The organism is Pseudomonas sp. AP19, assembly GCF_001728855.1.
GTDB classification, from domain to species: domain Bacteria; phylum Pseudomonadota; class Gammaproteobacteria; order Pseudomonadales; family Pseudomonadaceae; genus Aquipseudomonas; species Aquipseudomonas fluorescens.
The window spans coordinates 21,363-35,307 of the sequence record NZ_LXJP01000022.1 but is presented as its reverse complement, the minus strand read 5'-3'; the positions used below and the strand labels follow the sequence as shown (position 1 = coordinate 35,307).

General features: G+C 58.3%; 15 protein-coding genes. 8 read left to right on the top strand and 7 right to left on the bottom strand.

The window, feature by feature from the left end:
- Positions 1–11: 11 nt before the first annotated feature.
- Complete coding sequence (nth, locus tag A7D21_RS16605; RefSeq protein WP_069552175.1) at positions 12–650, top strand: endonuclease III; 639 nt, start codon at positions 12–14, stop codon at positions 648–650.
- A gap of 107 nt (positions 651–757) precedes the next feature.
- Positions 758–940, top strand: coding sequence for a PA3496 family putative envelope integrity protein (locus A7D21_RS16600; RefSeq protein WP_053254651.1), 183 nt, complete (start codon positions 758–760; stop codon positions 938–940).
- A gap of 85 nt (positions 941–1,025) precedes the next feature.
- On the opposite strand, the gene A7D21_RS16595 is transcribed toward A7D21_RS16600, so the two are convergent.
- The 3 genes from A7D21_RS16595 to A7D21_RS16585 form a co-directional block, all read right to left on the bottom strand.
- Entirely contained in the window at positions 1,026–1,658 is a 633-nt protein-coding gene (locus A7D21_RS16595; RefSeq protein ID WP_053254650.1) for a response regulator transcription factor, read from the bottom strand.
- Positions 1,659–2,296: 638 nt separating this feature from the next.
- Entirely contained in the window at positions 2,297–3,514 is a 1,218-nt protein-coding gene (locus tag A7D21_RS16590; protein WP_003208700.1) for an argininosuccinate synthase, read from the bottom strand.
- Between the two features lie 142 nt (positions 3,515–3,656).
- The gene (locus A7D21_RS16585; RefSeq protein ID WP_053254649.1) at positions 3,657–4,565 is read right to left on the bottom strand and encodes an OmpA family protein; all 909 of its coding nucleotides are present in this window, start codon (positions 4,563–4,565) and stop codon (positions 3,657–3,659) included.
- A 156-nt stretch (positions 4,566–4,721) separates the two neighbouring features.
- On the opposite strand from A7D21_RS16585, the gene pyrC reads away from it, so the two are divergent.
- Together pyrC and rnt are read left to right on the top strand one after the other, a co-directional pair.
- On the top strand, positions 4,722–5,768 hold the full coding sequence (gene pyrC, locus A7D21_RS16580) for a dihydroorotase (protein WP_027604589.1): 1,047 nt from the start codon (positions 4,722–4,724) through the stop codon (positions 5,766–5,768).
- On the top strand, positions 5,765–6,436 hold the full coding sequence (gene rnt / locus A7D21_RS16575; protein ID WP_017137041.1) for a ribonuclease T: 672 nt from the start codon (positions 5,765–5,767) through the stop codon (positions 6,434–6,436). Before pyrC ends, rnt begins: the two co-directional genes overlap by 4 nt.
- A gap of 64 nt (positions 6,437–6,500) precedes the next feature.
- Here rnt and A7D21_RS16570 read toward each other — a convergent pair whose 3' ends face one another.
- Positions 6,501–7,103 (bottom strand): peroxiredoxin, encoded by a 603-nt coding sequence (locus A7D21_RS16570; RefSeq protein ID WP_003172097.1) that lies wholly within the window; start codon positions 7,101–7,103, stop codon positions 6,501–6,503.
- A 244-nt stretch (positions 7,104–7,347) separates the two neighbouring features.
- On the opposite strand from A7D21_RS16570, the gene A7D21_RS34415 reads away from it, so the two are divergent.
- Together A7D21_RS34415 and bfr are read left to right on the top strand one after the other, a co-directional pair.
- Positions 7,348–7,566 carry a bacterioferritin-associated ferredoxin gene (locus A7D21_RS34415; RefSeq protein ID WP_010564137.1) on the top strand — a complete coding sequence of 73 codons (219 nt, stop codon included), beginning with the start codon at positions 7,348–7,350 and terminating at the stop codon, positions 7,564–7,566.
- Between the two features lie 201 nt (positions 7,567–7,767).
- Positions 7,768–8,238 (top strand): bacterioferritin, encoded by a 471-nt coding sequence (gene bfr / locus A7D21_RS16565; RefSeq protein WP_053254648.1) that lies wholly within the window; start codon positions 7,768–7,770, stop codon positions 8,236–8,238.
- Positions 8,239–8,319: 81 nt separating this feature from the next.
- On the opposite strand, the gene grxD is transcribed toward bfr, so the two are convergent.
- Positions 8,320–8,658 (bottom strand): Grx4 family monothiol glutaredoxin, encoded by a 339-nt coding sequence (grxD, locus tag A7D21_RS16560; RefSeq protein ID WP_053254647.1) that lies wholly within the window; start codon positions 8,656–8,658, stop codon positions 8,320–8,322.
- Positions 8,659–8,742: 84 nt separating this feature from the next.
- Entirely contained in the window at positions 8,743–10,851 is a 2,109-nt protein-coding gene (locus A7D21_RS16555) for a molybdopterin oxidoreductase family protein (protein ID WP_069552174.1), read from the bottom strand.
- A 434-nt stretch (positions 10,852–11,285) separates the two neighbouring features.
- Here A7D21_RS16555 and argF point away from each other — a divergent pair, with 434 nt between their 5' ends.
- Positions 11,286–12,206 carry an ornithine carbamoyltransferase gene (argF, locus tag A7D21_RS16550; protein WP_053254645.1) on the top strand — a complete coding sequence of 307 codons (921 nt, stop codon included), beginning with the start codon at positions 11,286–11,288 and terminating at the stop codon, positions 12,204–12,206.
- Positions 12,203–13,312 (top strand): ABC transporter ATP-binding protein, encoded by a 1,110-nt coding sequence (locus A7D21_RS16545; RefSeq protein WP_069552173.1) that lies wholly within the window; start codon positions 12,203–12,205, stop codon positions 13,310–13,312. The genes argF and A7D21_RS16545 overlap by 4 nt, the downstream gene beginning before the upstream one ends.
- A gap of 144 nt (positions 13,313–13,456) precedes the next feature.
- Here the strand turns inward: A7D21_RS16545 and ybaK are convergent, their stop codons facing one another.
- Positions 13,457–13,927, bottom strand: coding sequence for a Cys-tRNA(Pro) deacylase (gene ybaK, locus A7D21_RS16540; RefSeq protein ID WP_053254643.1), 471 nt, complete (start codon positions 13,925–13,927; stop codon positions 13,457–13,459).
- Between the last annotated feature and the right edge of the window lie 18 nt (positions 13,928–13,945).

Sequence of the window (13,945 nt, the reverse complement as noted above, 5' to 3'; positions counted from 1 at the left end):
CCGCCTGCCCCATGAACGCCGCAAAACGCCTGGAAATTTTCCGCAGGTTTCACGAAGACAATCCGGAGCCCAAAACCGAACTGGCCTACTCTTCGCCGTTCGAGTTGCTGATTGCGGTGATCTTGTCGGCCCAGTCCACTGATGTCGGCGTCAACAAGGCGACGGCCAAGCTTTACCCGGTGGCCAATACGCCCGAGGCCATTTACGCCTTGGGCGTGGAAGGTTTGTCGGAGTACATCAAGACCATCGGGCTGTACAACAGCAAGGCCAAGAATGTCATCGAAACCTGCCGGCTGCTGGTCGAGTTGCATGGCAGCGAAGTGCCACAAACTCGCGAAGCCCTCGAAGCACTCCCAGGCGTGGGTCGTAAAACCGCCAATGTCGTGCTCAATACCGCGTTTCGGCAACTGACCATGGCCGTGGACACCCATATCTTTCGCGTCGCCAACCGAACCGGCATCGCCCGTGGCAAGAACGTGATGGAAGTAGAAAAGCAGCTGATGAAGTTCGTGCCCAAGCCATATTTGCTCGACTCCCACCACTGGTTGATTCTTCACGGGCGCTACGTTTGTCAGGCCCGCAAACCGCGCTGTGGCAGCTGCCGCATCGAAGACCTGTGCGAATACAAGGAAAAGACGTCCGACGATTGAGGGTTCATTGGTTTTCTCGATCAGTCGATTGAAAAAATCTTTTTTACCCGTTCATGGATTATCGTTATAAGGAGCGCCAACGGCAGTCTTAGCCTGGAGTTAACCTTATGAGCACTGGCAAAGAACAACTGGATGTAGACGACGACCTGGTTGCAGAGTCTGATGACGATGGGGAAGCACCTGTTGCAGAGGTGGCCAAGACCAATTTGAGCAAACGCCGCACCATCGACAACCTGTTGGAAGAGCGACGCTTGCAAAAACAACTGGCCGATTACGACTTCGATCTCTGATCGACCCGTTGACGACCGGAAGCCTCCCTGACGGAGGCTTTTTTCTGCCGGTGGTTCTAGCTTCGGTGCGCAATGGCACCCACCTCTAAACGAGGCCGTTGCGCTGGGCCAGCTCGATCAGATCCACTAGGGAGCGCGCATTGAGCTTGAGCAACAGGCGAGTCTTGTAGGTACTGACGGTTTTGTTGCTGAGGAACATACCGTCAGCGATCTCCTTGTTGGTTTTGCCACGGGCCAGTTGCTGCAACACCATCATCTCGCGCCCCGACAAGCGCTCGACCATGTCCGCTTCGCTGGCATTGCCCATGGTGGAGCGGACCGAGTTGAGTGCCTGGTTAGGGAAATAGCTGTAGCCGGAGAGGACGGCCTTGATGGCACTCAACAACTCGGTCAGGTCCTGTTGCTTGCATACGTAGCCTGCCGCCCCCGCCTGCATGCAGCGCATCGAAAAATGGCCAGGCGCCTGAGACGTCAGCACCAGCACCTTGACCGGTGCAGGCTGCTTGGTAGACGCCAGGCGACAAATAACTTCCAGCCCATCAAGTTTGGGTATCCCGATATCCAGTATGACAATGTCCGGCACATGTTCCCGTGCAAGTTGCAACGCATCGACGCCGTTATCAGTCTCGGCAACGACCTCATAACCATGACGTTCCATTAGCATGCGCACAGCAAGACGAATGACGGGATGATCATCCACGATCAGCACTTTATTCATGAGAAAGTCCAATTTCGCTGTTCGAATTATTTAGAGCAAGCACAATAGCCTAGTCGTTTCTTCGTTGGCATAGCGCTCCCCCCCAAGCAACAGCAAGCAGAGACCCAACCCACAACGATATAGGAATTACCCTACAAAAAATCACAACTTCAGGCGTATCGAGTTTTACGGAGACTTTCAGAACTTTCCGGGGTCTTGGATAGAGTGAGTTAAACATCCACCCCATAAGCGGCACGCGGTGTAAGCGCCGCACAGGGTGCTCAGGAAACACCCCTTGCTTGTCGCTGCCAGGCGAGCGAGCAGGTGAAATACAATCAACTGTTTCAGTTCCATCCAACATACCGACTTACACCCTTATTTCCTACGGAATATTCAGCGCCCTACACACTCACCTTAGTTATGTAGTGAATCTTCTGTAAGACATAGTTCCTATGCAGGTGTAAAAAATTCATTCAACCGTTCAGAAATAAACACACCACCATCCGAGAAGCCACTCATTAACTTCGAGATTCAACAAAACTTAAACAACCGAGCCAAACAATAAACATCACACCCTATTTAACCGCGCGCCTTTATAGACAGGCAAAAAAAATGGCCCCTTTGATCAAGGGGCCATTTTTTCACAACGAGGGGAGCACTCAGAACAGCTTGCGGCCCTTGTTGGCAGCAATGCGCATGCGCAGTGCATTCAACTTGATGAAGCCTGCCGCGTCCGCCTGGTTATAAGCACCGCCGTCTTCTTCGAAGGTGGCGATATTGGCGTCGAACAGCGACTCGTCAGACTTGCGACCGGTCACGATCACGTTGCCTTTGTACAGCTTCAAACGCACCACACCGTTCACGTGAACCTGGGAGGCGTCGATCATCTGCTGCAGCATCAGACGCTCTGGGCTCCACCAGTAGCCGGTGTAGATCAGGCTGGCGTACTTGGGCATCAGCTCGTCTTTGAGGTGAGCCACCTCACGGTCCAGGGTGATGGACTCGATGGCGCGGTGCGCACGCAGCATGATGGTGCCGCCCGGGGTTTCGTAGCAGCCACGGGACTTCATGCCGACGTAGCGGTTCTCGACGATGTCGAGACGGCCAATACCGTGTTCACCACCGATACGGTTCAGGGTCGCCAGCACAGTGGCCGGGGTCATTTCGACGCCATCCAGCGCGACGATGTCGCCGTTGCGGTAGGTCAGTTCCAGGTACTGGGCCTTGTCAGGAGCGTTCTCCGGGGAGACGGTCCATTTCCACATGTCTTCTTCGTGCTCGGTCCAGGTGTCTTCCAGCACGCCGCCTTCATAGGAGATGTGCAGCAAGTTGGCGTCCATCGAGTACGGGGACTTCTTCTTGCCATGACGCTCGATCGGGATAGCGTGCTTTTCAGCGTAATCCATCAGCTTTTCACGGGACAGCAGGTCCCACTCACGCCAAGGGGCAATCACTTTGACGCCAGGCTTGAGCGCGTAGGCGCCCAGTTCGAAACGCACCTGGTCGTTGCCCTTGCCGGTAGCACCATGGGAAATGGCGTCGGCGCCGGTTTCGTTGGCGATTTCGATCAGGCGTTTGGCGATCAGCGGACGTGCGATGGAAGTACCCAGCAGGTACTCGCCTTCGTAGACGGTATTGGCGCGAAACATCGGGAAGACGAAATCGCGGACGAATTCTTCGCGCAGGTCGTCAATGTAGATCTCTTTCACGCCCATGGCTTGCGCCTTGGCACGTGCAGGTTCGACCTCTTCGCCCTGACCCAGGTCAGCGGTGAAGGTCACCACTTCACAGTTATAAGTATCCTGCAGCCACTTGAGGATCACCGAAGTGTCCAGGCCGCCGGAATACGCGAGAACGACCTTGTTTACGTCGGCCATGCCATCACTCCACGGGGTTGTACGGAAAGCCGTTGATTCTACCGACCAAAACCGTGGATTTACAGAGGCGCGACAGCAAATGAAGATAAAGCGACAGATTATGTCGAGTGGGCGACTGATGGTCGCACCTTATAAGCGCATTTTATGACGTGTGCGCAGGGTTGCTCGGGCCAGTCGCCTGAGGCGCGGGTTTCTCGGGAGCTGCCACGCGTTCGAGCTGAATGTTCACGCGACGGTTACGTGCCCGGTTGGCGGCGTTGGTATTCGGCGCCAGGGGGTAGCTTTCACCGTGGAAGCGCATGGTGATCTGCGATTCGGGGATGCCATTGGCCTTGAAGTAGTCCGTGACCGCCAGGGCCCGACGGCGCGAGACGTCGCGGTTGGTCAGGCGGTTGCCGCTGTTGTCCGAATGGCCATTCAACTCGATATGGTTGACCGTAGGATCGGCTTTCATGAACGCGACAATGACGGCCAGCTTCTTCTTGGCTGCCGCATCCAGCTCAATGCCACCCCCCGGGAAGCCGACTTCAGTCTGTTTGACCTGATCGTAATTCATCGGCAACAGCTTGGTGGTACACAGTTGATAGTCGTTGTAGGCCTTGTTGAACTTCACCGGCAGCAAACGGATTTCCGAGTAGCCGCCTTCACGCGCGTAATGCCGCACGGTTGGGCTGCGCCCTTCCAGCAAGCCCATGAACAACCGGCCGGCCTGGGCCTGAGAGCTGTTGAACAACACGTCGCCACTGCCGGCACGCACAGCACCGAGGTTGATATCACCCCGGCCCGGCTGCCACGGGGCAGCGGCGGCCAACAAGGTCGCCGAGCCCGCGCCGAGTGCGCCGTTGTAGGCTTTCAGACGAAATGTCGCCTGCTCGCCGGCCCGGCGCACAAACTCACCCGAACCGAAATCGGTGATCGGTTGGGTCAAGCGGCACTCGAACTGGTCGCCTTCCACCTTCCACTCAATATTCTCCAGACGTGTCTGGAACGTGAGGGCCATCGCAGGCAGGCTGGCGAACACACTGAGCAGGGCTAGATAATGCTGGCGCACGGGCGGCTCCACTGGTTTCTACAACACTTCAAAGCGTCATACGTCGTTAAGGCATACCTTGGGATATCGGTAGCGTCCTGTAAAACTTGATAGCGAGTGCCTGCAAGAGTCTTTTCCGGTAGCATTCCCACCAGATTGACCCGCCTGGAATCCCCAATGTCCGACCGCCTGACCCTGCTGCGTCCCGACGACTGGCATATTCATCTTCGCGATGGTGCTGCGTTACCCCAAACCGTGGCTGATGTAGCGCGCACGTTTGGTCGCGCCATCATCATGCCTAACCTGGTACCTCCGGTGCGTAATGCCGCAGAAGCCGACGCCTATCGCCAGCGTATCCTCGCTGCACGACCGGCCGGCAGCCGCTTCGAACCGTTGATGGTGCTCTACCTGACCGACCGCACCCAGCCTGAAGAAATCCGCCAGGCCAAGGCCAGTGGTTTCGTGCACGCCGCCAAGCTGTACCCGGCGGGCGCGACCACCAACTCTGACTCCGGCGTGACCAGTATCGACAAGATTCTGCCGGCGATCGAAGCCATGGCTGAAGTCGGTATGCCGCTGTTGATCCACGGTGAAGTCACCCGTGGCGATGTGGACGTCTTTGATCGCGAGAAGATCTTCATCGACGAGCACATGCGCCGTGTGGTCGAGCTGTTCCCGACCCTCAAGGTGGTGTTCGAACACATCACCACCGCAGATGCCGTGCAGTTCGTCACCGAAGCTTCGGCCAACGTCGGTGCGACCATCACCGCGCATCACTTGCTCTACAACCGCAACCACATGCTGGTGGGCGGGATTCGGCCGCACTTCTATTGCCTGCCGATTCTCAAGCGCAATACCCACCAGGTGGCCTTGCTCGATGCCGCGACCAGCGGCAACCCGAAATTCTTCCTCGGCACCGACTCCGCGCCCCACGCCCAGCACGCTAAAGAAGCCGCGTGTGGCTGTGCCGGTTGCTACACCGCGTTTGCTGCGATCGAGCTGTACGCCGAAGCGTTTGAACAGCGCAATGCCCTGGACAAGCTCGAAGGTTTCGCCAGCCTGAACGGCCCGCGCTTCTATGGCCTGCCGGCGAACACCGACCGTATTACCCTGGTTCGTGAAGACTGGACCGCCCCCGCCAGCCTGCCGTTTGGCGAGCTGACTGTTATCCCGCTGCGCGCCGGTGAAACACTGCGCTGGCGCCTGCTGGAGGAAAGCAAGTGAGTGAAGACCATTACGATGACGAACACGAGCACAGTGGTGGCGGTTCCCGTCACCCGATGGCCGAGCGGTTTCGCGGTTATCTGCCGGTTGTCATCGACGTAGAAACCGGTGGCTTCAATTGCGCCACCGACGCCCTGCTGGAAATTGCCGCCACTACCATCGGCATGGACGAACAGGGTTTTGTGTTCCCGGAACACACCCACTTCTTTCGTGTCGAGCCATTCGAAGGCGCCAATATCGAAGCGGCAGCCCTGGAGTTCACCGGCATCAAACTCGACCACCCACTGCGTATGGCGGTGAGTGAAGAAGCGGCGCTGACCGATATCTTCCGTGGCGTGCGCAAAGCGTTGAAGGCCAATGGCTGCAAACGCGCGATCCTGGTCGGCCACAACAGCAGTTTCGATCTGGGCTTCCTCAACGCCGCCGTGACGCGACTGGACATGAAGCGCAACCCGTTTCACCCGTTCTCCAGTTTCGACACCGCCACCCTCGCCGGCCTCGCTTACGGTCAGACCGTGCTGGCCAAAGCCTGCCAGGCTGCCGGCATCGACTTTGACGGCCGTGAGGCCCACTCGGCGCGCTACGACACCGAGAAGACCGCCGAGCTGTTCTGTGGCATCGTCAATCGCTGGAAGCAGATGGGCGGCTGGGAAGACTTCAACGACTGAGGTCGTTTCCCGCGCATAAAAAAACCGGCCTTCTCAGGCCGGTTTTTTTTGCTTCGAGCGTGGCTTACAGCTTGCCAGCGTTCTCAGTCAGGTAAGCCGCAACGCCTTCTGGCGAAGCGTTCATGCCTTTGTCGCCTTTCTTCCAGTTGGCAGGGCAAACTTCGCCGTGCTCTTCGTGGAATTGCAGAGCGTCGACCAGACGGATCAGCTCTTCCATGTTACGGCCCAGCGGCAGGTCGTTGATGATCTGCGAGCGCACAACGCCCTTGTCGTCGATCAGGAACGCGCCACGGAAAGCCACGCCGCCTTCGGATTCAACGTCGTAGGCCTTGGCGATGTCGTGCTTCATGTCGGCAGCCATGGTGTATTTGACTTTGCCGATGCCGCCATCATTGATAGCGGTGTTGCGCCAGGCGTTGTGGGTGAAATGGGAGTCGATGGAAACGGCTACCACTTCAACGTTGCGCGCCTTGAAATCGTCCATGCGGTGGTCCAGAGCGATCAGCTCCGAAGGGCAGACGAAGGTGAAGTCCAGCGGGTAGAAGAACACCAGGCCGTATTTGCCTTTGATGGCTTCAGACAGCTTGAAGCTGTCAACGATTTCGCCATTGCCGAGGACGGCAGGTACGTCGAAATCCGGGGCTTGTTTGCCGACGAGTACGCTCATTGGATATCTCCTGATGCAAGGGTGACGATTGAAGTAAAAGGACCGCTTCCAAGTCTGCCGTTTATAAGCGACAGCCCTGTGACGCAGTCACGCTTCGTAAAGACCGACCATCATACACTGAAAAAACCGTTCGTCAGCGCGACGGCGGTGAGGCCGCAAACAGCTACGAATCTACTTTGACAATCATTCTCGTTAACATTAAGATCCATCGCACTTAAGCCTTAACCCGCGATGGTTCTCCCTTATGTATGTCTGCCTTTGTACTGGCGTCACCGACGGACAAATCCGCGAAGCAATCTATGAAGGTTGCTGCAGCTACAAGGAAGTACGTGAAACCACCGGCGTTGCCAGCCAGTGTGGCAAATGCGCTTGCCTCGCCAAGCAAGTGGTACGGGAGACCCTGACGCAGCTGCAGACAGCCCAGGCCGCGCTCCCCTATTCAGCAGAATTTACACACGCTTAAATCAGCGTGTTTTAAACAACCGGACCACGTGTCCGGTTTTTTTATGTCTGCAATTCAATTAGTTAGCGCCAAGACGCGGAACACAAACATTCTTATTCAGATTTATTTTCATTTATTATTCAATAACTTAGGTTTGACACTAGGGGGTTCGCCGCTCAAACTCCGGCTTATAGACAGCTATTACAGGGCAGGACCCCAGTCATGAAAGGCGACATCTCAGTCATCCAGCAACTCAACAAAATCCTTGCCAATGAACTGGTCGCGATCAATCAGTACTTTTTGCATGCGCGCATGTATGACGATTGGGGCCTGGAAAAGCTGGGCAAGCGCGAATACAAAGAGTCCATCAAGGCCATGAAGGACGCGGACGCGCTGATCAAGCGCATCCTGTTCCTGGAAGGCCTGCCGAACGTGCAGGACCTGGGCAAGCTGAACATCGGCGAACACACCCAGGAAATGATCACCAGCGACCTGAAGTTCGAACAGAAGAGCCACAGCGACCTCAAGGCCGCTATCGCGCACTGCGAAATCAAGGCCGACTTCGGTAGCCGCGAATTGCTGGAAGATATCCTGGAAGACCAGGAAGAACATATCGACTGGCTGGAAACCCAACAAGGCCTGATCGTCAAAGTCAGCCTGGAGAACTACCTGCAATCGCAGATGGGTGAATAACCCCCCCGCGCACAGGTACAAAAAAGCCCCGCTCTCTCAGGAGAAGCGGGGCTTTTTATTGCAGTGCTTTTTACACAAGCATCAAGCTTCAGTCTTGCCGGCTGCTTTTACCGCTGCCTCTTTGATCAACGCTTGCAGCGAACCATCAGCCGCCATCTCAACGATGATGTCGCTACCGCCGACCAGCTCACCGGCTACCCACAGTTGTGGGAAAGTTGGCCAGTTAGCGTATTTCGGCAGGTTGGCGCGGATTTCCGGGTTTTGCAGGATATCCACGTAAGCGAATTTCTCGCCACACGCCATAACGGCCTGGGACGCTTTCGCGGAGAAACCGCACTGAGGAGCGTTTGGCGCGCCCTTCATGTAAAGCAGAATGGTGTTGTTGGCAATCTGCTCTTTGATCGTTTCGATGATATCCATGGAACACCTCTGCAGGAACTTCGCGACTCACAGGTCGGCACGGTGGCGCATTGTAACGCAAAATTCCAGCGCGGTGCTCAGGCCTTATGCGGCTGCCACCTGCACCGGCACCCCGTTCAGCGAGGCGTTTCCAGACAATTCGTCCAACTGCCGCTCGTCAGTCAAGTCATTCGCACTCGCCCCTGGCTGCCCGCTGGCAATGGCCATCCGCACGCCCGGGCGACCATGGCCCCAACCATGGGGCAAGCTGACCACACCGGGCATCATGTCCAGGCTGGAAACCACCTCCACTTCGATCATGCCGATGCGCGAACTGACACGCACGCGCTGGCCATCGCTCAATTGCCGACGAGCCAAGTCATCCGGGTGCATGTGCAGTTGATGACGCGGCTTGCCCTTCACCAGTCGGTGATAGTTATGCATCCACGAGTTATTGCTGCGCACATGGCGACGGCCGATCAACAGAAGCTCATTCGCCACCGGCTCAGGTTGCGCCGCGAAGCGCGCCAGGTCAGCGAGGATGACTGCTGGTGCCGCCTGCACCTGGCCATTCGCGGTTTTCAAGCGTGCGGCGAGGTTGGGCGTGAGCGGCCCCAAGTCCACGCCATGGGGATGATCCGCCAGCATCGCCACCGACAGTTGGTGGCGGGACGCATCACCGTAGGTTCCCGCGCGCAGCCCGAGGTCGATCATCTGCGCAGGCGCCATGGTCGGTTTGAGCGCCACGCCGGTCTGCGCGGCGAAGGCCTTGGCCAAGCCGACAAAGATCTCCCAATCGTGCAACGCGCCCGCAGGCTTGGGCAGAATCGCGCGATTGAAACGGGTGACGTTGCGCACAGCGAACATATTGAACGTGGTGTCGTAGTGATCGTTTTCCAACGCCGAGGTGGACGGCAAAATCAGGTCGGCGTAACGGGTTGTCTCGTTGATATAGAGGTCGATGCTGACCATGAACTCCAGCCCGTCCAGGGCTTGCTCAAGTTGGCGTCCGTTGGGCGTCGACAGCACCGGGTTACCGGCGACCGTCACCAGGGCGCGGATTTGCCCGTCGCCTTCGGTGAGCATTTCTTCGGCCAACGCGGACACCGGCAACTCACCACCGTATTCGGGGCGCCCGGACACGCGGCTCTGCCAGCGATTGAAATGCCCGCCACCGGTCGATGCCACCAAATCCACCGCCGGCGTGGTGCACAAGGCGCCACCGACGCGATCAAGGTTGCCGGTCACCAGATTGATCAACTGCACCAGCCAATGGCACAGCGTGCCAAATGCCTGGGTCGAAACCCCCATGCGCCCGTAACACACCGCCTTGTCCGCCGCCGCGAAGTCCCGTGCCAGCTGGCGGATCTGCTCGGCAGGCACCGCACACTGGCGGCTCATGGCTTCGGCGGTAAACCCGGCGATCGCCTTGCGCACGGCGTCGAGCCCCTCAACCGGCAAATGACTGTCACGGGTCAGGTTTTCGCTAAACAACGTGTTGAGCAAACCGAACAACAGCGCCGCGTCGCCGCCGGGCCGCACGAACATATGCTGATCGGCAATCGCCGCCGTTTCACTGCGCCGAGGGTCAACCACCACCACCTTGCCGCCGCGCGCCTGGATGGCCTTGAGGCGCTTCTCCACATCGGGCACGGTCATGATGCTGCCATTGGACGCCAGCGGGTTGCCGCCCAGGATCAGCATGAAGTCGGTGTGGTCGATATCCGGAATCGGCAGCAACAGGCCATGCCCGTACATCAGGTGGCTGGTGAGGTGGTGGGGCAACTGGTCCACCGAGGTCGCGGAAAACCGGTTGCGTGTCTTGAGCTGACCGAGGAAGTAGTTGCTGTGGGTCATCAACCCATAGTTGTGCACGCTAGGGTTGCCCTGATACACCGCCACCGCATTCTGCCCATGCCTGGCCTGGATACCTGCCAATCGCTCGGCCACCAACGCAAACGCCTCATCCCAGGGAATCGGCTGCCACTCGCTGCCCACGCGCAACATGGGTTGGTGCAGGCGGTCGGGGTCATTCTGGATGTCTTGCAGCGCCACGGCCTTTGGGCAGATGTGCCCGCGGCTGAACGTATCCAGCGGGTCGCCCTTGATCGACGTAATCGCCAGGCTGCCGTCCTCGGCCTGGGTCGTTTCCAGGGTCAGGCCGCAGATGGCTTCACACAGATGGCAGGCACGGTGGTGGAGAGTCTTGGTCATGGCCAGTCTCTTTTATTGGGCTTTGGCCCAACTATGGGCCGTCGCCTGGGCGGGCACCAGCAACGTTCGTCTTGTGAATCGGCAAGCATCAGGCCAGGACATGGCTAAACATGTGCAAATGTTTCAGAACCTTACACAGCGTTGCTGAAACCGACACAACCCGCTCTGGGCCCGCCCTCACACATTGCAAAAGGTCTTGGCGCCAGTGTACAAATGGGGTGCTGCTGTCAGGAATCAGTCTTCAAAAGCGCTTTGGCGCCCTGCTTGAACACCCTTAAAAACCGTAGCCCTATTGGTAAGACGCGACATTTAATTATAAGATCGCGCCTTCCCCTATTTCGTCGCCCCGTGCGGCTTTCGCCGCAGGTCTCGCCCGTTGTAACAATAAACAAGGCTTTGAGTATCTGCGGTCTGTTGCAAAAAGGTAGTTAATGATGAGCGCAAGGCACTTTCTCTCCCTGATGGATTGCACGCCCGAAGAGCTGGTCAGCGTGATCCGTCGAGGCATTGAGCTTAAAGACCTGCGTAACCGCGGCGTACTGTTCGAGCCTTTGAAAAACCGTGTGCTCGGGATGATTTTCGAGAAGTCGTCGACCCGCACCCGCGTGTCGTTCGAAGCCGGCATGATCCAACTGGGTGGCCAAGCCATCTTCCTGTCCTCGCGCGACACCCAACTGGGGCGTGGCGAGCCGATTGCCGACAGCGCCCGGGTCATGTCGCGCATGCTCGATGCGGTGATGATCCGTACCTTTGCCCACAGCACCGTGACCGAATTTTCCGCGAACTCGCGGGTACCGGTGATCAACGGCCTGTCCGATGACCTGCACCCCTGCCAGCTGCTGGCCGACATGCAAACCTTCCTGGAGCACCGTGGTTCGATCCAGGGCAAGACCGTGGCCTGGATCGGTGACGGCAACAACATGTGCAACAGTTATATAGAAGCGGCGATCCAGTTCGACTTCCAACTGCGCGTCGCATGCCCGGAAGGCTACGAGCCTGACGCGCGGTTCCTGGAACAGGCCGGTGACCGGGTCACCGTGGTGCGCGACCCGCGTGACGCGGTCATCGGCGCGCACCTGGTGAGCACCGACGTCTGGACCTCCATGGGCCAGGAAGATGAGACCGCCAAGCGCCTCGCGCTGTTCGCACCGTTCCAGGTGACCCGTGCGCTGCTCGACCTGGCTGCGCCGGACGTGCTGTTCATGCACTGCCTGCCCGCTCACCGTGGCGAAGAAATCAGCCTCGACCTGCTCGACGATGCGCGTTCGGTGGCCTGGGACCAGGCGGAAAACCGTCTGCACGCACAAAAGGCGCTGCTGGAATTCCTCGTCCCGCCGTCGTATCACCACGCATGAGCCAGCCATTACTGCTGACCCTGCGCAACCTGGCGTGCGGCTATCAAGATCAACGGGTGGTGCAGAACCTCAACCTGCACCTCAACGCCGGCGACATCGGCTGCCTGCTGGGCTCTTCGGGCTGCGGCAAAACCACGACCTTGCGCGCGATTGCAGGGTTTGAGCCAGTGCACGAAGGTGAAATCAGCCTGGCCGGCGAAGTGATTTCCAGTGCCGGGTTCACCCTGGCACCGGAGAAACGCCGGATCGGCATGGTGTTCCAGGACTACGCGCTGTTTCCGCACTTGAGCGTGGCCGACAACATCGCCTTCGGCATTCGCAAGCACCCGCAAAAAGACCGTGTCGTCGCCGAGCTGCTGGAACTGGTCAACCTGAACAACCTCGGCCAGCGTTTTCCTCACGAGCTTTCCGGCGGCCAGCAGCAACGCGTCGCCCTCGCCCGCGCCCTCGCGCCGGAGCCACAACTGTTGCTGTTGGATGAGCCGTTCTCCAACCTTGACGGCGAACTGCGGCGCAAGCTCAGCCATGAGGTGCGCGACATCCTCAAGGCACGCGGCACCAGCGCGATTCTGGTCACCCATGATCAGGAAGAAGCCTTCGCCGTGAGCGACCACGTGGGGGTTTTCAAAGAAGGCCGTCTTGAGCAGTGGGACACGCCATACAACCTCTATCACGAACCACAGACACCTTACGTCGCGAGCTTTATCGGCCAGGGCTATTTCATCCGCGGTCAATTGAGCTCACCGGAATCGGTCAGCACCGAACTGGGTGACCTGCGCGGCAATCGCGCCTACACCTGGCCAACAGGTGGCGCGGTGGACGTGTTGCTGCGCCCGGATGACATCGTCTACGCACCGGACAGCGCGTTGAAAGCGCGGATCGTCGGCAAGACGTTCCTCGGCGCCTCGACGCTGTACCGCCTGCAACTGCCTACGGGCGCGCAGTTGGAGTCGATTTTCCCCAGCCATGCCGACCATCAGGTGGGTGCGCAGGTGGGGATTCGGGTGGCGGCGGAGCATCTGGTGTTGTTCCAAGCGTCCGGCAGTACGGCGGCGCAGATTCCTCAGGTCGAATCCGGCGTTCGCCGCTACAGCCCCGCGCACTAAGCAACTGACGAAACCGGGTAAAACATGTGGGAGCGGGCTTGCTCGCGAATGCGGTGGTTCAGTAATGAATCTATCAACTGACACACCGCATTCGCGAGCAAGCCCGCTCCCACATTGGCTCTCATACTCTTCAAAATATGAATTTCAGCCCCGACCAATCGGCGCAAATTTGGCCTGGGTATGCTCAGCCAACACCGCCGCGGGCAGTTCAACTTCCAATCCCCTTCTTCCCGCACTGACAAAAATCGTCGCGAACGGCTGCGCCGTTACATCAATGAACGTGCGTAAGCGCTTTTTTTGCCCCAACGGGCTGATGCCGCCTAACAGGTAGCCGGTGGAGCGTTGCGCTGCTGCCGGGTCGGCCATCTCGACTTTTTTCACCCCCGCCGCGTGGGCCAACGCTTTTAAATCCAGACTTCCGACGACCGGCACCACCGCCACCAGCAATTCACCTTTCTCACTGCTGGCCAGCAAGGTCTTGAACACCTGCGCTGGATCGAGCCCCAACTTTTCCGCGGCCTCCAAGCCATACGACGCAGCCTTGGGGTCATGTTCGTAACTGTGAATATGATGTTCGGCGCGAACTTTTTTCAACAGGTCCAGTGCGGGGGTCATGGCTACTCCGGTCGCGGC